This window comes from Fulvimonas sp. R45, from assembly GCF_030504985.1.
Classification (GTDB): domain Bacteria; phylum Pseudomonadota; class Gammaproteobacteria; order Xanthomonadales; family Rhodanobacteraceae; genus Rhodanobacter_A.
Genome location: NZ_JASERU010000002.1, coordinates 202,212 through 220,908 on the forward strand (window position 1 = coordinate 202,212; position 18,697 = coordinate 220,908).

At 70.6% G+C, this 18,697-nt stretch carries 15 protein-coding genes; 10 read left to right on the top strand and 5 right to left on the bottom strand.

Translation table 11 applies throughout. The annotated features are described in order from the left end of the window. The first annotated feature begins 81 nt into the window (after positions 1–81). The 7 genes from mltB to QMK61_RS02505 all read left to right on the top strand — a co-directional run bounded on the left by mltB (position 82) and on the right by QMK61_RS02505 (position 7,630). The gene (mltB, locus tag QMK61_RS02475; protein WP_302070186.1) at positions 82–1,089 is read left to right on the top strand and encodes a lytic murein transglycosylase B; all 1,008 of its coding nucleotides are present in this window, start codon (positions 82–84) and stop codon (positions 1,087–1,089) included. Next, positions 1,086–1,997: a septal ring lytic transglycosylase RlpA family protein gene (locus tag QMK61_RS02480; RefSeq protein ID WP_302070188.1), complete on the top strand. Its 912-nt coding sequence runs from the start codon at positions 1,086–1,088 to the stop codon at positions 1,995–1,997. Before mltB ends, QMK61_RS02480 begins: the two co-directional genes overlap by 4 nt. 62 nt (positions 1,998–2,059) lie before the next feature. Further along, a complete protein-coding gene (locus QMK61_RS02485) occupies positions 2,060–3,310 on the top strand; it encodes a D-alanyl-D-alanine carboxypeptidase family protein (RefSeq protein WP_302070189.1) in 1,251 nt (416 codons plus the stop codon). Further along, a complete protein-coding gene (locus QMK61_RS02490) occupies positions 3,310–3,600 on the top strand; it encodes a DUF493 family protein (RefSeq protein ID WP_302070190.1) in 291 nt (96 codons plus the stop codon). The genes QMK61_RS02485 and QMK61_RS02490 overlap by 1 nt, the downstream gene beginning before the upstream one ends. A gap of 82 nt (positions 3,601–3,682) precedes the next feature. Then, complete coding sequence (gene lipB / locus QMK61_RS02495) at positions 3,683–4,351, top strand: lipoyl(octanoyl) transferase LipB (protein ID WP_302070191.1); 669 nt, start codon at positions 3,683–3,685, stop codon at positions 4,349–4,351. Further along, the gene (gene lipA, locus QMK61_RS02500) at positions 4,348–5,358 is read left to right on the top strand and encodes a lipoyl synthase (RefSeq protein ID WP_302070192.1); all 1,011 of its coding nucleotides are present in this window, start codon (positions 4,348–4,350) and stop codon (positions 5,356–5,358) included. The genes lipB and lipA overlap by 4 nt, the downstream gene beginning before the upstream one ends. A gap of 16 nt (positions 5,359–5,374) precedes the next feature. Next, entirely contained in the window at positions 5,375–7,630 is a 2,256-nt protein-coding gene (locus QMK61_RS02505; RefSeq protein WP_302070193.1) for a carboxy terminal-processing peptidase, read from the top strand. Between the two features lie 154 nt (positions 7,631–7,784). On the opposite strand, the gene QMK61_RS02510 is transcribed toward QMK61_RS02505, so the two are convergent. The 5 genes from QMK61_RS02510 to QMK61_RS02530 all read right to left on the bottom strand — a co-directional run bounded on the left by QMK61_RS02510 (position 7,785) and on the right by QMK61_RS02530 (position 14,915). Then, positions 7,785–9,521 (bottom strand): M1 family metallopeptidase, encoded by a 1,737-nt coding sequence (locus tag QMK61_RS02510; protein WP_302070194.1) that lies wholly within the window; start codon positions 9,519–9,521, stop codon positions 7,785–7,787. Positions 9,522–9,698: 177 nt separating this feature from the next. After that, positions 9,699–11,081 (bottom strand): leucyl aminopeptidase family protein, encoded by a 1,383-nt coding sequence (locus QMK61_RS02515; protein WP_302070196.1) that lies wholly within the window; start codon positions 11,079–11,081, stop codon positions 9,699–9,701. A 71-nt stretch (positions 11,082–11,152) separates the two neighbouring features. Beyond that, positions 11,153–11,857 (bottom strand): HAD family hydrolase, encoded by a 705-nt coding sequence (locus QMK61_RS02520; RefSeq protein ID WP_302070198.1) that lies wholly within the window; start codon positions 11,855–11,857, stop codon positions 11,153–11,155. A 16-nt stretch (positions 11,858–11,873) separates the two neighbouring features. After that, complete coding sequence (locus tag QMK61_RS02525) at positions 11,874–13,343, bottom strand: substrate-binding domain-containing protein (RefSeq protein WP_302070199.1); 1,470 nt, start codon at positions 13,341–13,343, stop codon at positions 11,874–11,876. Between the two features lie 174 nt (positions 13,344–13,517). Continuing rightward, positions 13,518–14,915 carry a Do family serine endopeptidase gene (locus QMK61_RS02530; RefSeq protein ID WP_302070200.1) on the bottom strand — a complete coding sequence of 466 codons (1,398 nt, stop codon included), beginning with the start codon at positions 14,913–14,915 and terminating at the stop codon, positions 13,518–13,520. A 252-nt stretch (positions 14,916–15,167) separates the two neighbouring features. Here QMK61_RS02530 and QMK61_RS02535 point away from each other — a divergent pair, with 252 nt between their 5' ends. From QMK61_RS02535 to QMK61_RS02545, 3 genes are all read left to right on the top strand, one after another. Then, a complete protein-coding gene (locus QMK61_RS02535) occupies positions 15,168–17,315 on the top strand; it encodes an adenosylcobalamin-dependent ribonucleoside-diphosphate reductase (protein ID WP_302070201.1) in 2,148 nt (715 codons plus the stop codon). 50 nt (positions 17,316–17,365) lie between these two features. Further along, positions 17,366–17,857: a hypothetical protein gene (locus QMK61_RS02540; protein WP_302070202.1), complete on the top strand. Its 492-nt coding sequence runs from the start codon at positions 17,366–17,368 to the stop codon at positions 17,855–17,857. A gap of 89 nt (positions 17,858–17,946) precedes the next feature. Further along, the gene (locus QMK61_RS02545) at positions 17,947–18,687 is read left to right on the top strand and encodes an NrdJb (RefSeq protein WP_302070203.1); all 741 of its coding nucleotides are present in this window, start codon (positions 17,947–17,949) and stop codon (positions 18,685–18,687) included. The last annotated feature ends 10 nt before the right edge of the window (positions 18,688–18,697 follow it).

Below are 18,697 nucleotides of genomic sequence, written 5' to 3' on the forward strand. Positions count from 1 at the left end.
GGCGGCCACGGCGACGCCCCGGAAGGCGCCGGGGCGCGTGATAGGCTTGTCGCGATGTCGTCCACGATCGCGAAGCCGACCATGTCCCCGAGACCCGCACGCCGCCTGCCGGCCCTCGTCCTCGCCCTGGCCGCCGCCGCGCCGGCGCTGGCCGGCACCCATCCCGGCCAGGAGGCCCTGGTGCGCGAGGTGGCGCGCGACACCGGCCAGAGCCCGGCGGCGCTGAACGCACTGCTGGATGGTGCGAAGATGCAGCAAAGCATCCTCGACGCGATGAACCGCCCGGCCGAGAGCAAGCCGTGGAGCGCGTACCGGCCGATCTTCCTCACCGCCAAGCGCATCGACGACGGCATCGCGTTCTACCGCGAACACCGCGCGCTGATCGAGCGCACCGCCGCGAAGTACGGCGTGGCGCCGGAAATCATCGTGGCGATCCTGGGCGTGGAGACCTCCTACGGCGGCAACACCGGCAGGTACAAGGTGCTCGACGCGCTAGTCACGCTGGGCTTCTACTACCCGCCGCGGGCGACGTTCTTCCGCAGCGAGCTGAAGACCCTGCTGGAACTGCCGGCGAGCAAGCTGGCCGGACCGCTGGACACGCTCACCGGCTCCTACGCCGGCGCGCAGGGCTGGGGTCAGTTCATGCCCGACAGCATCCGCGACTACGCGGTCGACGCCGACGGCGACGGCCGCATCGACCTGCACGACTCGCTGCCGGACATCCTCGCCAGCGTGGCCAACTACTTCGCCGGGCACGGCTGGGTGACCGGCGGCCCGGTGGCGGCGCGGGCCCAGCCGGACGCGGCGGCGAAGAAGCTCGACTGGCAGGCCGCGCCGCAATGGCCGCTGGAGCAGTTGGAAGCCTGGGGCTACGCCCCGCTGGAGCGGATCAACCCCGGCCAGCCGACCAGCCTGCTCACGCTGGACGGCGAGCGCGGCGCCGAGTACTGGTTCACCTTCGCCAACTTCCAGGTGATCACGCGCTACAACCGCAGCCCGCTGTACGCCATGGCGGTGTACCAGCTGGCCCAGGCGATCGCCGCCGGCGTGCACGGCGATGCGCCGCTGGCGCAGGCCGCCGCCCGATGAGGCAAGCGGTGCGCTGGCCGGGCCTGCTGCTCGCCGTGCTGCTGCTGGCCGCCTGCGGCGGCCGCCATGCCGTGCGCCCCCCGGGCGCCGGCTCCACGGGCGGCCACCACGGCTGGTTCCACCGCGGCGTGGACGACGACACCCGCCTGCCGCAGGATCGCCGCTACCGCGACCGCGACGACAGCACCCCGGACGGCGCGCCGCCGGCCTTCATCGCCACGCTGCCCGAGCCGGTGCCGAAGGCCGAGCCGCGCGCGCTGTACGGCAACAAGTCGCCCTACAGCGTGCGCGGGCAGACCTACCGCGTGCTGCCCAGCGCGGCCGGCTACGACGAGCGCGGCATCGCCTCGTACTACGGCAACAAGTTCGACGGCTACAAGACCTCGAGCCTGGAGAACTACGACATGTACAAGTTCTCCGCCGCCAGCAAGGTGTTGCCGCTGCCCAGCTACGCCCGGGTGACCAACCTGGCCAACGGCAAGAGCGTGGTCGTGCGCGTGAACGACCGCGGCCCGTTCCACGAGAACCGCATCATCGACCTGTCCTACGCCGCCGCGGTGCGCATCGGCATCTGGCCCAAGGGCACCGGGCTGGTGGAGGTGCAGGGCATCGACCCGTCGGGCGGCGTGCGGGAACTGCCGCTGCCGCCCGTGGTCACAGGCGGGGCCGCCCGTCCCGGCATCTACCTGCAGGTGGGCGCGTTCGCCGATCCCGCCAATGCCGAGCGCGTGGCGCAGCAGCTGCGCCAGGCCAACCTGGCCCCGGTGCAGGTGATCGACGCCGACGTGGGCGGTCACCGCGTGCGCCGGGTGCGGCTGGGGCCGCTGGCGGACGCGGAGGCCGCCGACCGCGCCAGTGACCGGATCGAGCGCATGGGGCTGCCGCACCCCGAGGTCGCGGTAGACTGACGTTTTTCACCGATCGCGGCAGCCCGCCGCCGATCCAGCCAAAGACCGGATAGACCATCGTGATGAGCCTGCTTCGCCGTTCCCTCGCCACCCTCGCCGCCGTCGCCCTGACCGCGGGCGTCGCCCTCGCCCAGCAGGCGCCGCCCCGGCCCCAGCCGATACCGAAGCCGGTGGCGCCGCAGATGCCGGTGCCGCCGCCGCCGGACGTGGACGCGCAGAGCTGGGTGCTGATGGATTACGCCACCGGCCAGATCATCGCCTCGAAGAACCCCGACGAGCGCCGCGAACCGGCCTCGCTGACCAAGGTGATGACCGACTACGTGGTCTCCGCCGAGATCGCCGCCGGCCGCGTCCACCCGGACGACATGGTCAGCATCAGCGAGCACGCATGGCGCGCCGGCGGCGCGGGCACCGACGGCTCCACCAGCTTCCTCAAGCTGGGCAGCCAGGTGAAGCTGGGCGACCTGCTCAAGGGCATGATCATCCAGTCCGGCAACGACGCGGCGATCGCGCTGGCCGAGCACACCGCCGGCTCCGAGGACGCCTTCGTGGGCCTGATGAACGCCTACGCCAAGCAGCTCGGCATGACCTCCACGCACTTCTCCAACGCGTCCGGCTACCCGGTGGCGGACCACTACTCCACCGCCCGCGACATCGCGGTGCTGTCGCGCGCCCTGATCCACGACTTCCCCGAGGACTACGCGATCTCCAAGATCAAGGAGTTCGAGTGGAACGGCATCAAGCAGCAGAACCGCAACGAACTGCTGTGGCGCGACCCGGCGGTGGACGGCATCAAGACCGGCCACACCGCCGCCGCCGGCTTCTGCCTGGACGCCTCGGCCAAGCATGGCGACGAGCGCATGATCGCGGTGGTGATGGGCGCCAGCACCAACCGCGCCCGCGCCGACTCGGCGATGGCCCTGCTCAACTACGGCTTCCGCTTCTACGAGACCCACAAGCTGTACGAGGCCGGCAAGCCGCTGGCCACGCCGAAGCTGTGGAAGGGCGAGGCCGACCAGCTGCCGATCGGCGTGGCGCACGACCTGCTGGTGACGGTGAAGACCGGCCAGTACGACAAGCTGAAGGCCTCGATGGACATCCCCGCCACCCTGATCGCCCCGTTCAAGAAGGGCCAGCAGGTGGGCACGCTGCACGTCACCCTGGACGGCCAGCCGCTGCAGGACGTGCCGCTGATCGCGCTGCAGGACGCGCCGCAGGGCGGTTTCTTCAAGCGGCTGTGGGATTCGATCCTGCTGTGGTTCCACCACGACAGGAAGGTCGACGCCGCGGCGCCGGCCGCGGACGCCAAGTGATGCGCGAGATCGACTTCAGCCAGGCGCGGCGCGAGGGCAAGGGCTTCGTCTTCCCGGGCGAGTTCGAGATCACCGCCATGGGCAGCGCCGAAGGCGACCTGAAGGCGCGCGTGCCGCGGATCCTCGAAGGCCTGGGCCTGCACGTGCTGCACGAGACCGTGCGGCACCGCCATTCACGCGAGGGCAATTTTCTGTCCGTTACGGTGAGCTTCCGCTGCGACACGCGCGAGCAGTACGACGCGGCGCATGCCGCGCTGCGGGCCGATCCGGGCATCCGCTACACGATGTAGCGGCCTTCGCCGGCCCGCCGCCTTGCCCGGGCGGTCCGGCGGCCGCATTTCCGCCCCACCGAGTCCATCCGCAGGTTTTGCCATGCCCCTCCCGCTCAAGATCCGCCGCCTCGGCCGCCAACCCTACGAGGCGACCTGGAAGGCGATGAGCGCGTTCACCGACCAGCGCACCGCCGACACCGCGGACGAGTTGTGGCTGCTGGAGCACGACCCGGTGTTCACCCTGGGCCAGGCCGGCAAGATGGAGCACGTGCTGGCGCCGGGCGGGATCCCGGTGATCCCGGTGGACCGCGGCGGCCAGGTCACCTACCACGGCCCCGGCCAGATCGTGGGCTACCCGCTGATCGACCTGCGCCGTGCCGGCGTGGGTGTGCGCGAGCTGGTGAACCGGATCGAGCAGGCGCTGATCGATACGCTGGCGCACTGGGACATCCGCGCCGGGCGGGTGGAGGGCGCCCCGGGCGTCTACGTGGACGGCGCCAAGGTGGCCGCGCTGGGCCTGCGCGTGCGCCGCGGCTGCAGCTTCCACGGCCTGGCCTTCAACGTGGCCATGGACCTGGAGCCGTTCCATCGCATCAATCCCTGCGGCTACAAGGGTTTGGAGGTCACGCAGGTGCTAGACTTGGGCGGCCCGTCACGGTTGGCCGACGTGGAAGACGCGCTGGTGGAGGAGTTCTGCCGCCAGTTCGGGTTCCAGGCCGAGCCCGCCGCCCCCGCCATCCCCGTACTCCCCGCACGCGAATCCGCATGAGCGACGTCGCCGCTTCCCCGAACAAGACCATCCCGATCAGCGTCGTCGCCGGCACCCCGGCGGCGGAGAAGCAGCTCGGCAACGACAAGATCGCCCTCAACCGCGCCGGCTTCGACACCGCCGTGCCGGTGCTGCGCAAACCCTCGTGGATCCGGGTGCGGCTGCCTCAGGGCAACGCCGTGCAGCAGCTCAAGGCGCGGCTGCGCGAGAACGCGCTGGTGACGGTGTGCGAGGAAGCCTCGTGCCCGAACATCCACGAGTGCTTCAGCAAGGGCACCGCCACCTTCATGATCCTCGGCGAGGTGTGCACGCGGCGCTGCTCGTTCTGCGACGTGGCCCACGGCCGCCCGCAGCCGCCCGACCCGCTGGAGCCGGCGCGCCTGGCCGAGACCATCCGCGACATGCGGCTGAAGTACGTGGTGATCACCTCGGTGGACCGCGACGACCTGCGCGACGGCGGCGCCGAGCACTTCGCCAGCTGCATCCGCGCGGTGCGCCATGCCAGCCCGAACATCAAGATCGAGATCCTCACGCCCGACTTCCGCGGCAAGGGCCGCATGGAGCGCGCGCTGGACGTGCTGAAGGATTTCCCGCCGGACGTGTTCAACCACAACCTGGAAACCGTGCCGCACCTCTACCGCGAAGTGCGTCCCGGCGCCGACTACCAGTGGTCGCTGGACCTGCTCAAGCGCTTCAAGGCGCAGCATCCCGACGTGCCGACCAAGTCCGGCATCATGCTGGGTCTGGGCGAGACGCGCGAGCAGGTGCTCGAGACCATGCGCGACCTGCGCGCGCACGACGTCGAGATGATCACCATCGGCCAGTACCTGCAGCCCACACCGCACCACCACCCCGTGGTGCGCTACTGGACCCCCGAGGAATTCGACGACCTGCGCAGGGAGGGCGAGGCGATGGGCTTCCATCACGTCGCCTCCGGCCCGCTGGTGCGTTCGTCCTACCACGCCGACCTGCAGGCCCACGCGGCCGGCGTCACCGAGCAAGCCTGACCCCTCCGAGACCTCCATGACCTTCCGCCCCGCGCTCGCCCTGCTGCTGGCCCTTGTCGTCGCCGCGCCCGTCTGCGCCGCCCAATCCGCGGCCGACCTCGGCGCCACCGCCAAGCCGCGCAAGCAGTCCACGCTGCCGCTCAAGCCCACCGCCGACGAGGCGCAGGCGGCGCAGCTCTCCGCGCGCTTCCTGACCCGCTTCCACTACGACGCGCAGCCGCTCGACGATGCGATGTCGGAGAAGATCTACAAGGCCTACTTCAAGATGCTGGACGGGGAGAAGGTGTTCTTCACCCAGCAGGACATGGCGAAGTTCGCCAGGTACAAGGACCAGTTCGACGACGCGATCTGGAACGAGGACCTGTCCGGGCCGTTCGACATCTTCAACCAGTACATCCTGCGCGCGGTGGACCGCATGAACTACGCGCGCGGCCTGCTGAAGAAAGGCTTCGACTTCGGCACCGACGCCACCTACGACTTCGACCGCAAGCACGCCGACTGGCCGAAGGACCAGGCCGCGCTGGACGAGCTGTGGCGCAAGCGCACCATGAACGACTGGCTGCGCCTGAAGCTGGCCGGCAAGAGCGACGACGAGATCCGCAAGGTGCTCGACAAGCGCTACAGCGGCTACATCGACCGCGTGCGCCAGCTCGACGGCGAGGACGCGTTCCAGACCTTCATGAGCGCCTACGCCGAGTCCACCGACCCGCATACCGACTACCTCGGCCCGCGCGAGGCGCAGAACTTCGACATCGCGATGAAGCTGTCGCTGGAAGGCATCGGCGCGGTGCTGCAGGCGCGAGACGACTACACCCAGATCCGCGAGGTGGTGCCGGCCGGCCCGGCCGCGAAGTCCGGCAAGGTGCACGTCGGCGACCGCATCGTGGCCGTGGGCCAGGGCGACAGCGGGCCGATGGTGGACGTGATCGGCTGGCGCCTGGACGACGTGGTCAACCTGATCCGCGGCAAGAAGGACACCACCGTGCGGCTGGAGATCATCCCCGCCAGCACCGGCCTGGACGGCAAGCACGAGCTGGTGTCGCTGGTGCGCAAGAAGGTCACCATCGCGGAGCAGGCGGCCAAGAAGAAGGTCATCACGGTCACCGACGGCGGCGTCACCCGCAAGATCGGCGTGATCGAGCTGCCCACGTTCTACTCCGACTTCGGCGCCCGCCGCGAAGGCGACAAGGACTTCAAGAGCGCCACCCGCGACGTGGCCCGCCTGCTCGGCGAGCTGAAGGCCGAGGGCGTGCAGGGCGTGGTGATGGACCTGCGCAACAACGGTGGCGGCTCGCTGTACGAGGCCAACGAGCTCACCGGCCTGTTCATCGACAAGGGCCCGGTGGTGCAGGTGCGCGACGCGCGCGGCCAGGTCGACGTGCAGGGCGACGACCAGCCGGGCATGGCCTGGAGCGGCCCGCTGGCGGTGCTGGTGAACCGCGGCACGGCGTCGGCCTCGGAGATCTTCTCCGCCGCGATCCAGGACTACGGCCGCGGCCTGATCATCGGCACGCCCACCTTCGGCAAGGGCACGGTGCAGAACCTGGTCGACCTCGACCGCTTCGCCAGCCAGGACGGCAAGGGCAAGCCGCAGTACGGCGAGCTGAAGATGACCATCGCCGAGTTCTTCCGCATCAATGGCGGCTCCACCCAGCTCAAGGGCGTGACGCCGGACATCGAGTATCCGAAGAACGGCGACGAGAAGGACTTCGGCGAATCCACCTACGACAACGCGCTGGCCTGGACCCACATCGCGCCGGCCGACTACAAGCCGGTGGCCGACATGCAGGCGTGGTTGCCGCAGCTCAGGCAGATGCACGACGCGCGCGTGGCCAAGTCGCCGGCGTGGAAGCTGATGCTGGACGAGCTGGCGCAGTACCGGAAGATGCGCGACCGCACCACGGTGTCGCTGAACTTCGCCGCGCGCGATGCCGAGCGCAAGCAGCTCGACGCGATCCAGGCCGGTTTCCGCGCACGCCACAAGGCGATCGACGGCAACGACGTCGCCGAGGTGGACGCCGACGACGCGCTGGACGACGGCCTCAACCCCGGCGAGCGCAGCCTGAAGCAGGAGCTGAAGGACGAAAAGGCGGCCAAGAAGGCGCCCGACCCGGTGCTGAAGGAGACCGCGCACGTGCTGTTCGACGCGATCGGCCTGATCAAGGCCGATCCGAAGCTGGCCGCGGAAGTGGAGCCCTACGGCGGCAAGCCGCTGGCCACGGCGGTGGCATCGGCGGCCGCGCCGGCCGCGGCGGCGTCCAGCGCGCACTGAGCCGCGCCGGTTCCGGGCCGAACAAAAAGGCGGCGCTTTGGCGCCGCCTTTTTCATGCCTGTCGTCATGGCTCGAGCCCCCTCCCGTCGGGGAGGGGTTGGAGTGAGGGTACGGGCGAGGCCTGGCGTTCCAGCCCGTCCGTGCCTGCCCGGCATCAGTGCTGCTTCGCCTTGCGTTGCGCCCGCTGCTGTCGCATCCACTGCTGGAACCCGGTGACGCGCGGCTCGTCGCGCAGCAGCACCGAGCGCGGGTCGATCGTCACCAGCGCGCCGGCCGGCACCGTGAGGCTGCCGTGGCCGCCGACCATCGGCAGGGTATGCACGGCGCCGTCCACGCGCACATCCACCGGCATCGGGAACGGCAGGTTGCCCGGCGCCTCCCACGCCAGCTCCAGCATGCCGTCGTGGCGCCGCACGTCGAGCTTCGGCAGCGCGGCCTGGTACAGGTAGACCTTGAAGAACCAGTCGTAGTCCTTGCCGGTCACCTGGTTCACGATGCGCATGAAATCGGCGGTGGTGCGGTACTGCAGCCGGAAGTTGCCGGGCTTCGGATCGGGGCGGCCGTAGACCAGCTCGCGGACGCTGGTGTAGAACGCCCGGTCGCCGATCAGGTGATGCAGCGTCTGCAGCATCAGCGCACCCTTGTTGTAGATGTCCTGGCCGGGGCCGCCGCGGCTGTCGTCGTAGACCTGCTCCTCGGTGCGCGGCTGGCCCGACACCACCGGATGGTGGTTCTCGATCAGCATGCGCAGGCGGTTGAGCCAGGCGTAGTACTCGGCGTCGCCGTCCAGCCAGCGCGCGTACAGCGGCTGCATCAGGGTGGCGAAGCCCTCGTGCAGCCACATGTCGTCCCAGTTGGCGTTGGTCATCTGGTTGCCGAACCATTCGTGCGCGAACTCGTGCTGCAGCAGCCAGTCGAAGCCGCTGCCGTCCTGCGCGTAGTCGTTGCCGTAGGCGTTGATGGTCTGGTGTTCCATGCCCTTGTAGGGTGTCTCCACCACGCCCATCTTCTCGTCGCCCCACGGATAGGGGCCGATCTTCGCCTCGAAGAAGTCCAGCAGTTTCGGGAACTCGGCGAACAGCGCCTTCGCCTGCGCGTCCTCGCCGGGCAGGTACCAGTAGTGCAACGGGATCGTGTTGCCGAAGCGGCTGTGGTACTCGCCCTTCAGTTCCTGGTAGGGGCCCACGTTGATCGAGACGGCGTAGGTGGTGGGGTGCTTGGCGCGCCAGTGGTACGTGCGCGTGCCGCCCTGCTCGCTGACGCCGACCAGCACGCCGTTGCCCGGCGCCACCAGCGGCTTCGGCACGGTGACGTACAGGTCGACCAGGTCCGGCTTGCCGTCGGGCTGGTCGATGCACGGCCAGAACAGGTCGCAGCCCTCGCCTTCCACCGCGCTGCCCACCCAGGGCTGGCCGCCCCTGGTGTGGCTCCACACGAAGCCGCCGTCCCATGGCGCCCGCTTCGCCACGTGCGGCTTGCCGCCATAGGCGATGGTGGCGCTGATCGTGTCGCCCTTGGCCACGGCGTGCGGCAGCCGGACGCGCAGGCGGCCGTCCGGGTTGCTCCAGGCGCCCTCGGCCAGCGGCTGGCCGTCCACGCTGACCGCGCTGACCGGCAGGTTGCGGTCCAGGTCCAGCAGCAGCACGTCGGTGGATTCGAGCGCGTTGAAGGTGAGCGTGGCGCTGGCGGCTATGCTCTGCGTGGAAGGCTTCACCGCGATGTGCAGCCCGGCGTGGTCGAAATGCACGCGCTTCTGTTCGGCCGGCATCGGCGTGCCGGAGTCCTTGGTCAGGGCGGTCAGCGGCGGCTGGGACGGGGGCGTGTCGGCGTAGGCGAGGGCCGTGCCGCCCAGGCCGAGGGCGAGGCCGAGCGCGAGCAGGTGGGGGCGCATGGGGGTTCTCCGCAGGGAAGTCCAACCCCGCACCATGCCACGTTGGTGGCCGGGGTGACATCGCCGGAAGTCATGCCTCGGCGCCTTGCCGGCGCCCTCTCCTCGCCCCTCGCCCGCAGGCGGGAGAGCGTCCGGGCCATGGCGTGGGCGCTTCCCCCGCGAGCGGGGGCCGTAGGGTCAGGCCTTGCGATAGCGCCGCTGCAGCATCGCGAACAGCGCGCGCAGGCCCATCGCCTCGCCGCCGCGCGGGCGGCCGGGGCGGTCGGCGTCGTTCCAGGCGTAGGTGTCCAGGTGCAGCCAGGGCAGGCCGGCGGGCACGAAGCGCTCCAGGTACAGCGCGGCGGTGATCGCACCGGCGTGGCGCGAGGGCCCGGCGTTGGCGAAGTCGGCGAGGTAGGAGTCGAGCATCTTGCGGTACGGGCGCCACAGCGGCAGCCGCCACAGCGGGTCGGCCACGTCGCGGCCGGCGGCCAGCGCGGCCTCGGCCAGCGCGTCGTCGTTGCCGAACAGCGCGGGCAGGTCAGGGCCCAGCGCCACGCGCGCCGCGCCGGTCAGGGTGGCGAAGTCGATCATCAGCTCGGGCTGCTGCTCGGCGCCGTAGGCCAGCGCGTCGCACAGGATCAGCCGGCCCTCGGCGTCGGTGTTGTCGATCTCCACGCTGTGGCCGGCGCGGGTGACGACCACCTCGCCGGGGCGCAGCGCGTTGCCGGCCACCGCGTTCTCCACCGCGGGCACCAGCAGGGTCAGGCGCACCGGCAGCTGCGCCTGCATCACCAGGCCGGCCAGCGCGATCGCGTGCGCGGCGCCGCCCATGTCCTTCTTCATCCAGCGCATGCCGTCGGCGGGCTTCAGGTCGAGGCCGCCGGTGTCGAAGCACACGCCCTTGCCCACGATCACCAGCTTCGGGTCGCCGGCCTTGCCCCAGCCCAGCTCGACCAGGCGCGGCGCGCGGTGGCTGGCGCGGCCCACCGCGTGGATGGTGGGGAAGTTGGCCTTCAGCAGCTCGTCGCCGACCCAGTCGCGCACCTTGGCCTTGTGCGCCTTGCCCAGCGCCTTCACCGCGTCGCCGAGTTGCTCGGGCCCCATGTCCTCGGTGGGCGTGTTGACCAGGTCGCGCACCTGCGTGGTGGCCTCGGCCAGCGGCTGTACGGCGGCGAGCGTGGCGGCGTCCACCGCCAGCGTGGCCGGCGCGCGCTTCGCCTTGCGGTAGCGGGTGAACTGGTAGGCGCCCAGCGCCCAGCCCAGCGCAGCCAGCGTGGCGTCCAGCGGCACGCCTTCGCCGGCCAGCTGATAGCAGCCGTCCGGCAGTTGCAGCGGCAACGCGGCCAGCGCGGCCAGCGGCTCGGCGGCGTCCACGCCCGCCAGCACGCGTTCCAGCTTGCCGCTGACGTCGGGCAGCAAGGCCACGCGGCCGGGCGCGGCGTCGAAGCCGGCGACGTCGAGCCAGCGCCGCTGCGCGGCGGTGAGCCGCCTGCGCGCGGCGGCCAGGCGGGCGGCGTCGACGGCTTCGATGGCAGTGCGCTGGCGCGGGGCGGCGGAACGTTCGATCAGGGCGGGCATGGGGATTCCTCGGCGCATCGCGCCATCGTGCAAGGTCGACCGTGCATGATGCGCGCTTTCGGCGGCGCTGCCTATGCCGCACCGGCGTCGTGCAGGTCGAGCCAGTCGGCCAGCGCGCCGAGCTCGCGCAGGTCGAGCTCGGGCGGGGCGCCCAGCGCGTCCGGCCAGGCGGCGCCGGCGCGGTTGATCCAGGCGGTGCGCAGGCCGGCGTCGCGGGCGCCGGCCACGTCCATTGCGGGGTCGTCGCCCACGTGCAGGATCTGTTCCGGCGGCACGCCCAGCTTCGCGGCGGCGGCGAGGAAGATGCGCGGGTCGGGCTTGGCCACGCCGGTGTCGCGGGCGCAGACGTGGTGCGCGAAGTGCGCCTGCAGGCCGATGCGTTCGAGGTCGGCGTTGCCGTTGGTGAGGCTGGCCAGCGGGCGCCGCGCGGCGAGGCGGCGCAGCGCGGGCAGGGCGTCGGGGTACAGCTCCACGCTGTTGCGCGCGTTGAAGTACACCTCCCACAGCGCCTGCAGCGGCGCCTCGGCGATGCCGCAGGCGGCGAACGCGCGCTGCATGGTGAGGTGGCGCTGGGCGGTGAAGTCGTGCGCCAGGTCCAGCCGCTCGGCGGCCACCTGGGCGCGCAGCTCGCGCATGGCGGGGATCGGCCAGCGGTACGCCACGTCGGGATGGTTCGCCTGCAGCCAGGCGTCCAGTTCGCGGTCGGCGCGCTCCAGCGCCGGCAGCACCGGCCAGAGCGTGTCGTCCAGGTCCAGCGTCAGCGCGAGGATGCGCACCGCGGTGCGTGCGTCCTCAGCGCGCGCCGAGGCGCAGCACCTGGCCCGGGTGCACGGTGTTGTCGGCGAGGTGGTTCCAGTTGCGGATCTGCGCCACGTCCAGGTGGTGCTTGCGTGCGATGGAGTACAGCGTCTCGCCGGCCGCCACCTTGTAGGTGGCGACGCCGGCGGTCGCCCTGGTGCGGTCGGCGGTCCTGGTGCGCCCGGGCGCCTTGGCGCGGTCATGGCTCACGTAGCTGTCCGAGCGCACGCGGGCGAAGTCGCCGCCGCGGCTGGCGGCGTCGGCCACGGTGACGGCGTCGCCGCGCACGCCCTTGAGGCTGGCTTCTTCCTGCGGCGCCGGGGCGGCCACCACGCTGCCGCGTGTCGCGGCGAGCGAGGAGGCGGCCACCACGCTGCCATGCGCCGCAGTGAGCGACGGGGTGGCCGGGTTCGCGGCCGCGGTGGTGGCCGTCATGCCGGCGGCCGCCGCGTTGCGGCGGGCCAGCGCCTCGCGCGCCTCCAGCGTGCGAGGCGAGGTCGGCGCGATCGCGGAGCGCGAGGCGTAGGTGGCGCCCGGCGCGGAGATCGGCGGACGGGCCGGCGCGGTGACCGGCGCGCGCGCGCCGACCTCGGCCAGGATGCGCGCGCGGCGCGAGGTGTCCAGCGACGCCAGCACCGCACCGTCGGCGTAGGGCACCAGGTGGTGCTGGCGCAGCACGGCCTTGCCCGCGGCGCTGCCGGTGAAGTCGACGAAGGCCTGCGCCTCCGCGGCCTTCGGGCTGCTGCTGCGGGTGACCAGGTAGATCGGCGTGAACAGCGGATAGCTGCCGCTGGAGACGCTGGCCGTGCTGGGCGTGCTGCCGTCGATCTGCAGCATCTTCAGCCGGCGGTTGCCCGCGGCGCTGGACAGCGTGGTGACGCCCAGCGAGTGCGGGTCGAGCGCGATGCCCTGCTCCAGCGAGGTGGTGCTGAGGTAGAGCCGCGGCGCGGCGACCGGCTGGTTGCCGCGGCCGAACAGCAGGCGGCGCAGGCTGTATTCCACGCCGTCGCCGGGGCTGGCCACCGCGTACACGTCGATCGGCGCGTTCGGGCCGCCGACCTCGCTCCAGTTGTGGATCTTGCCGTAGTAGATGTCGTGCAGCTGCTTCAGGGTCAGTCCGCTCACCGGGTTGGACGGGCTGGTGATGATGACCAGCCCGTCCCACGCCACCGGCGTGAAGGTGAGGCCGTCGTCCTCCGCGCTGCCGGAGCTGCCGCGCACGCTGCCGGCGAGGTCGGCGCTGCCGCCGCTCACCGCGTCGAGGCCGGAGGCGGTGTTGAACGGCTGCACCTCGAGCCTGCCCTTGCCGGCCTTCTGCCAGGCCTTGGCCATGCCGTCCACCACGCTGTGCGCGGTGACGACGTCGCCGCGCCACACCAGGGTCTGGCTGGCCGCGAAGGCGGTGGTGGCGACGCTGGCGCCGATCAGGGCGGCGGGAAGCAGGCGGGCGAGACGGACGGACATGAAAGGACGACCCTGGACAAAAGGAGAGTGACGGAAGCGTGCCGGCGTCGCGGCGCGCATGCAGTGACGCAATCGCGGTATTTCAGCGGTGGGCGCCCGGAACATCAAGCGCGCTCATGCGCTCGCGTTAAGGATCGCACCTGCGTAGCCGAACCGTCGCGTACAGGAAACGCGCTACTGGATCGGCACGTAGCGAAGGCCGTCGCGGCCGGCCACCACCAGCACCAGCCGGCGCGGCTGCACGCCGGCGAGGCGCTGCAGGTCGCGCACGCTGGTGACGCGGTAGTCGCCCACGCCGACCACCACGTCGCCGACCTGCAGGCCGGCCTGCGCCGCGTCGCTGTCGCCGCGCACCGCGGCCACGGCGACGCCGGCCAGGCCCTGGCTGCGCTGGTTCTCGCCCAGTTCGCTGAAGGTCACGCCGGCCAGGCGCGGGTCCAGCGCGCGGCCGGCGACGGTGGCGAGCTTCTCCGGCGTCAGCGTGGCGCTCACCTGGCGCTCGCCGCCGTTGCGGCGCACGGTCATGCGCAGCGTGCTGCCGACCGGCTGCAGGCCTTCGGCGTTGTGCAGCTGCTGGCTGTCGCCGAGCGGCTTGCCGTCCAGCGCGGTGATGACGTCGCCGGCCTGCAGCCCGGCCTTGTCGGCGGAGGAGCCGGGCGCCACGCGCGTCACCACCACGCCGTGGGCGTCGGGCAGGCCCAGCATGCGCGCGATGCGCGGCGTGACGTCCTGGGTCTGCAGGCCCAGCGTGCCGCGGCTGACCTTGCCGTGCGCGACCAGCTGACGCATCACCTCGGCGGCGAGGTTGGAAGGGATCGCGAAGCCGATGCCCACGTTGCCGCCCGAGGGCGAGAAGATCATCGAGTTGATGCCGACCAGCTCGCCGCGCAGGTTCACCAGCGCGCCGCCGGAGTTGCCGGGGTTGATCGAGGCGTCGGTCTGGATGAAGTTCTGGTAGCCCCCCGTGCCTGACGAGTTCTGGCCCAGGCCCGAGCGGCCCAGCGCGGAGACGATGCCGGAGGTGACCGTCTCGCTCAGCCCGAACGGCTCGCCCACCGCCACCACGAAGTCGCCCACGCGCAGCTTCGACGAATCGGCCAGCGGCAGCGCCTGCAGGTGGTCGGCCCGGATCTTCACCACCGCGATGTCGGTGGCCGGGTCGGTACCGACCAGGGTGCCCTTGAAGGTGCGGCCGTCCTGCAGCGTCACGGTGATGTCGTCGGCGCCGCCCACCACGTGGTTGTTGGTGAGGATGTAGCCCTTGGCCGCATCCACCACCACGCCCGAGCCCAGGCTCTGCTCCACGCGTTCGCGCGGCTGGCTGGGCAGGCCGAAGAACTGGCGGAAGATCGGGTCGTCGAAATAGGCATCGCGCACCGCCACCCGGGTCTTGGTGGAGATGTTCACCACCGCCGGCGTCACGTGCGACAGCATCGGCGCCAGCGACGGCAGCGGCTGGCCGTCCACCGCCGGCGGCAGGCCGGCGCGGGCGGGCATGCCGGCGGCGGCGCCGAGCAGCGCGGCGAAGGCGGCGGCGAGCCAGTGCGGATGGCGGGAAGGGCGATGCGACATGGACGTTCTCCTGCGTGCTCGTGGGGGCGGCGGCGCTGGTTCGACTCGCGCGCGCGGCCGCGGTTCCTCGGCGGCGTGCAAGCACTTTACATCGCCCGGTGTCGGGATTACCTTGCGACCTCGACCAGCAACCACAACATCTTGTGTGTTCGTGAGGACGGGGAGCCCAGATGCGGGTGGCGGATGCCGGCTTGCGGGGCTGCGGATTGTGATTCCAGCGGGCGCACCGGCGCCCGGGAGATCGGGAAGAAGATGACTACCATGCGTGCTCCGGCCAACCAGCGCGAGGCCGCGCCCATCCCCCTGCAGCCCGCCTCGCAGGACATCTGGGACAAGAAGTACCGCCTGCGCACCAAGTCCGGCGAGCCGGTGGACGACAGCATCGACGGCACCTGGCAGCGCGTGGCGCGTGCCCTCTCCGAGGTGGAGGCCACGCCGGAACTGCGCGAGCACTGGAACGGGCGCTTCCTGTGGGCGCTGCGCCACGGCGCGATCCCGGCCGGCCGCATCACCTCCAACGCCGGCGCACTGGAACACAAGCCGGCCACCTCGACGATCAACTGCACGGTGTCGGGCACCATCCGCGACTCGATGGACGACATCCTGGAGAAGGTGCACGAGGCGGGCCTCACGCTGAAGGCCGGCTGCGGCATCGGCTACGAGTTCTCCACGCTGCGCCCGCGCGGCGCGTACGTGTCGGGCGCGGGCGCGTACACGTCCGGCCCGCTGTCCTTCATGGACATCTACGACAAGATGTGCTTCACCGTCTCCTCCGCCGGCGGCCGCCGCGGCGCGCAGATGGGCACGTTCGACGTCAGCCACCCGGACGTGAAGGAATTCATCAAGGCCAAGCGCGAGGACGGCCGGCTGCGCCAGTTCAACCTCTCGCTGCTGGTCACCGACGGCTTCATGCAGGCGGTCGAACACGACCAGGACTGGCCGCTGGTGTTCCCGGTGCACGTGAAGGAACAGGACGAGCTGGACCTCGCCGACCCCGCGAAGGTGGTGTGGCGCGAGTGGCCCACCCACGAGAACTACGTGGAGCGCGAGGACGGCCTGGTCGCCTGCAAGATCTACGGCCACATCCGGGCGCGGCACCTGTGGGACATGATCATGGTCTCCACGTACGACTACGCGGAGCCCGGCTTCATCCTGATCGACAAGGTCAACGAGATGAACAACAACTGGTGGTGCGAGCACATCCGCGCCACCAACCCCTGCGGCGAGCAGCCGCTGCCGCCCTACGGCTCCTGCCTGCTCGGCTCGGTGAACCTCACCATGTTCGTGCGCGACCCGTTCGGCCCCAAGGCCCGCTTCGACTGGGACGAGTACCGCGAGGTGGTGAAGGTGTTCACCCGCATGCTCGACAACGTGGTCGAGATCAACGGCCTGCCGCTGCAGCAGCAGCGCGACGAGATCCTGGGCAAGCGCCGCCACGGCATGGGCTTCCTCGGCCTCGGCTCCACCCTGGCCATGCTGAAGATGCGCTACGGCGGCGCCGACGCGGTGGCCTTCACCGAGGACGTCTCGCGCGAGATGGCCGTGGCCGGCTGGGAAGTGGCGCTGGACCTGGCGAAGGAAAAGGGGCCGGCGCCGGTGCTGGCGAAGGACTACACCGTCACCGGGGACATGCTGCGCAAGCGCCCGGAGATGGCGCGGGACGGCTGGAAGGTCGGCGACGCCATTCCCGGCCGCGTGCTGCACGCGAAGTACAGCCGCTACATGCAGCGCATCGCCGGCGTGGCGCCCAACCTGGTCGAGCAGCTCGCCGAGACCGGCGCGCGCTTCACCCACCACAGCTCGATCGCGCCCACCGGCACCATTTCCCTCTCGCTGGCCAACAACGCCAGCAACGGCATCGAGCCCAGCTTCGCCCACCACTACTCGCGCAACGTGATTCGCGAGGGCAAGAAGACCAAGGAGAAGGTCGAGGTGTACAGCTACGAGCTGCTCGCCTACCGCGCCCTCATCAACGCCGACGCGATGCCGCTTTCCGACGACCCCCGGGCCCGGCTGCCCGAGTACTTCGTGGCCGCCGACGACATCGGCCCGAAGGAGCACGTGGACATCCAGGCCGCGGCGCAGAAATGGATCGACTCGTCCATTTCCAAGACCGCCAACGTGCCCACCGATTACCCCTACGAAGACTTCAAGGACATCTACTTCTACGCCTACAAGCAGGGCCTGAAGGGATGCACCACCTTCCGTTTCAACCCGGCCGCCTTCCAGGGCGTGCTGGTGAAGGAAGCAGACCTTGCCAACACCCTCTACCACTTCGAACTGGAAGACGGTAGCGTTATCGAACTGAAGGGCAACGAGGAAGTGGAGTACGACGGCGAAATGCACACCGCCGCCAACCTCTTCGATGCCCTGAAGGAAGGGTACTACGGCAAGTTCTAGATCGAAGTCCCGCAGCAAAACCAAGTCCACTGCCCGAGGGGATCACCCGCATGTCCATCGAAAACGAAACGCAAGACAGCACGGCGCCGGCCGCTCCCGCGGCAGTCGCGACTCCCGCCGCTCCCGCGGCCGCGCCCGCCAGGAAGGCGCCGGCCCGCAAGAAGGCGGCTGCGAAGAAGAAACCTGCCGCAAAGAAGGCCGCCAAGAAGGCGGCGCCTGCGAAGAAGGCCGCCAAGAAGGCTCCGGCGAAGAAGGCCGCCGCCAAGAAGACCGCGAAGAAGGCGGTGAAGAAGGCCGCCGCGAAGAAGACCGCCAAGAAGGCCGCTCCCGCCAAGAAGGCGGCGAAGAAGGCCACCCGGAAAGTCGCCGCCAAGAAGGCGGTCAAGAAAGCGGCGAAGAAAGCCGCCGTGAAGAAGGCGGCCCCGAAGAAGGCCGCCAGCAAGAAAGCCGCCAAGGCGGCGAAGAGGTCCACTGCCAGCAAGAAGGCGACCGTGAAGGCGGCCAAGAAGCCCGCCGCCAGGAAGGCCGCCCGCAAGAAGTAAGTCCCAGCGCACCCGGCCCGGCCGCGCGCCGGGCCGGGTGTCTTTTTTCAGCGCCGCGCGCCGCCATCCGACCAGGAAGAACACGAACCATGGCGATCAAGATCGAAAAGAAGATCACGGGCTACAACGTCGTCAAGCCCGAGGACAAGGCCGCGCCGGCCGCCGCACCCGAAACCAAGGCCAGGGCCGCCGAGCCGCGCCAGGCCGAGGTCATCCAGATGCACGAGAGCCTGGAGCGCCCCGAGCAGCTCATCGGCTCCACCTTCAAGATCAAGTCGCCGCTGTTCGAGCACGCGCTGTACGTCACCATCAACGACATCGTGCTCAACGCCGGCACCAAGTACGAGCAGCGCCGCCCCTTCGAGATCTTCATCAACTCGAAGAACATGGACCACTTCCAGTGGATCGTGGCGCTCACCCGCATCCTCTCGGCCGTGTTCCGCAAGGGCGGCGACGTCACCTTCATCGTGGAGGAGCTGAAGGCCGTGTTCGACCCGCGCGGCGGCTACTTCAAGGCCGGCGGCGTGTACATGCCCAGCATCGTGGCCGAGATCGGCGCGGTGATCGAGCAGCATATGAAGAACATCGGCCTCATCCACGACCCGGAGATGAGCGACAGCCAGCGCGCCCTGATCGCCGAGAAGCGCGCCGCCTACGAGCAGGCGGCCGGCAAGAAGGACGAGCCGGTCGCCGAGGCCGCCAAGGGCGACGGCAACGCCAATGGCTTCCCGCCCGGCGCCACGCTGTGCGCCAAGTGCAACACCCAGGCGCTGGTGCTGATGGATGGTTGCCAGACCTGCCTGAATTGCGGGTACTCGAAGTGCGGCTGAAGCCCCTCCC

Coding starts and splice junctions, on each gene's coding strand:
- QMK61_RS02480 (WP_302070188.1), top strand. CDS start 1,086: ATGAGGCAAGCGGTGCGCTGGCCGGGCCTGCTGCTCGCCGTGCTGCTG.
- QMK61_RS02540 (WP_302070202.1), top strand. CDS start 17,366: ATGTCCATCGAAAACGAAACGCAAGACAGCACGGCGCCGGCCGCTCCC.
- QMK61_RS02485 (WP_302070189.1), top strand. CDS start 2,060: ATGAGCCTGCTTCGCCGTTCCCTCGCCACCCTCGCCGCCGTCGCCCTG.
- QMK61_RS02535 (WP_302070201.1), top strand. CDS start 15,168: ATGACTACCATGCGTGCTCCGGCCAACCAGCGCGAGGCCGCGCCCATC.
- QMK61_RS02530 (WP_302070200.1), bottom strand. CDS start 14,915: ATGTCGCATCGCCCTTCCCGCCATCCGCACTGGCTCGCCGCCGCCTTC.
- QMK61_RS02490 (WP_302070190.1), top strand. CDS start 3,310: ATGCGCGAGATCGACTTCAGCCAGGCGCGGCGCGAGGGCAAGGGCTTC.
- mltB (WP_302070186.1), top strand. CDS start 82: ATGTCCCCGAGACCCGCACGCCGCCTGCCGGCCCTCGTCCTCGCCCTG.
- QMK61_RS02515 (WP_302070196.1), bottom strand. CDS start 11,081: ATGCCCGCCCTGATCGAACGTTCCGCCGCCCCGCGCCAGCGCACTGCC.
- QMK61_RS02510 (WP_302070194.1), bottom strand. CDS start 9,521: ATGCGCCCCCACCTGCTCGCGCTCGGCCTCGCCCTCGGCCTGGGCGGC.
- QMK61_RS02525 (WP_302070199.1), bottom strand. CDS start 13,343: ATGTCCGTCCGTCTCGCCCGCCTGCTTCCCGCCGCCCTGATCGGCGCC.
- lipA (WP_302070192.1), top strand. CDS start 4,348: ATGAGCGACGTCGCCGCTTCCCCGAACAAGACCATCCCGATCAGCGTC.
- QMK61_RS02505 (WP_302070193.1), top strand. CDS start 5,375: ATGACCTTCCGCCCCGCGCTCGCCCTGCTGCTGGCCCTTGTCGTCGCC.
- QMK61_RS02545 (WP_302070203.1), top strand. CDS start 17,947: ATGGCGATCAAGATCGAAAAGAAGATCACGGGCTACAACGTCGTCAAG.
- lipB (WP_302070191.1), top strand. CDS start 3,683: ATGCCCCTCCCGCTCAAGATCCGCCGCCTCGGCCGCCAACCCTACGAG.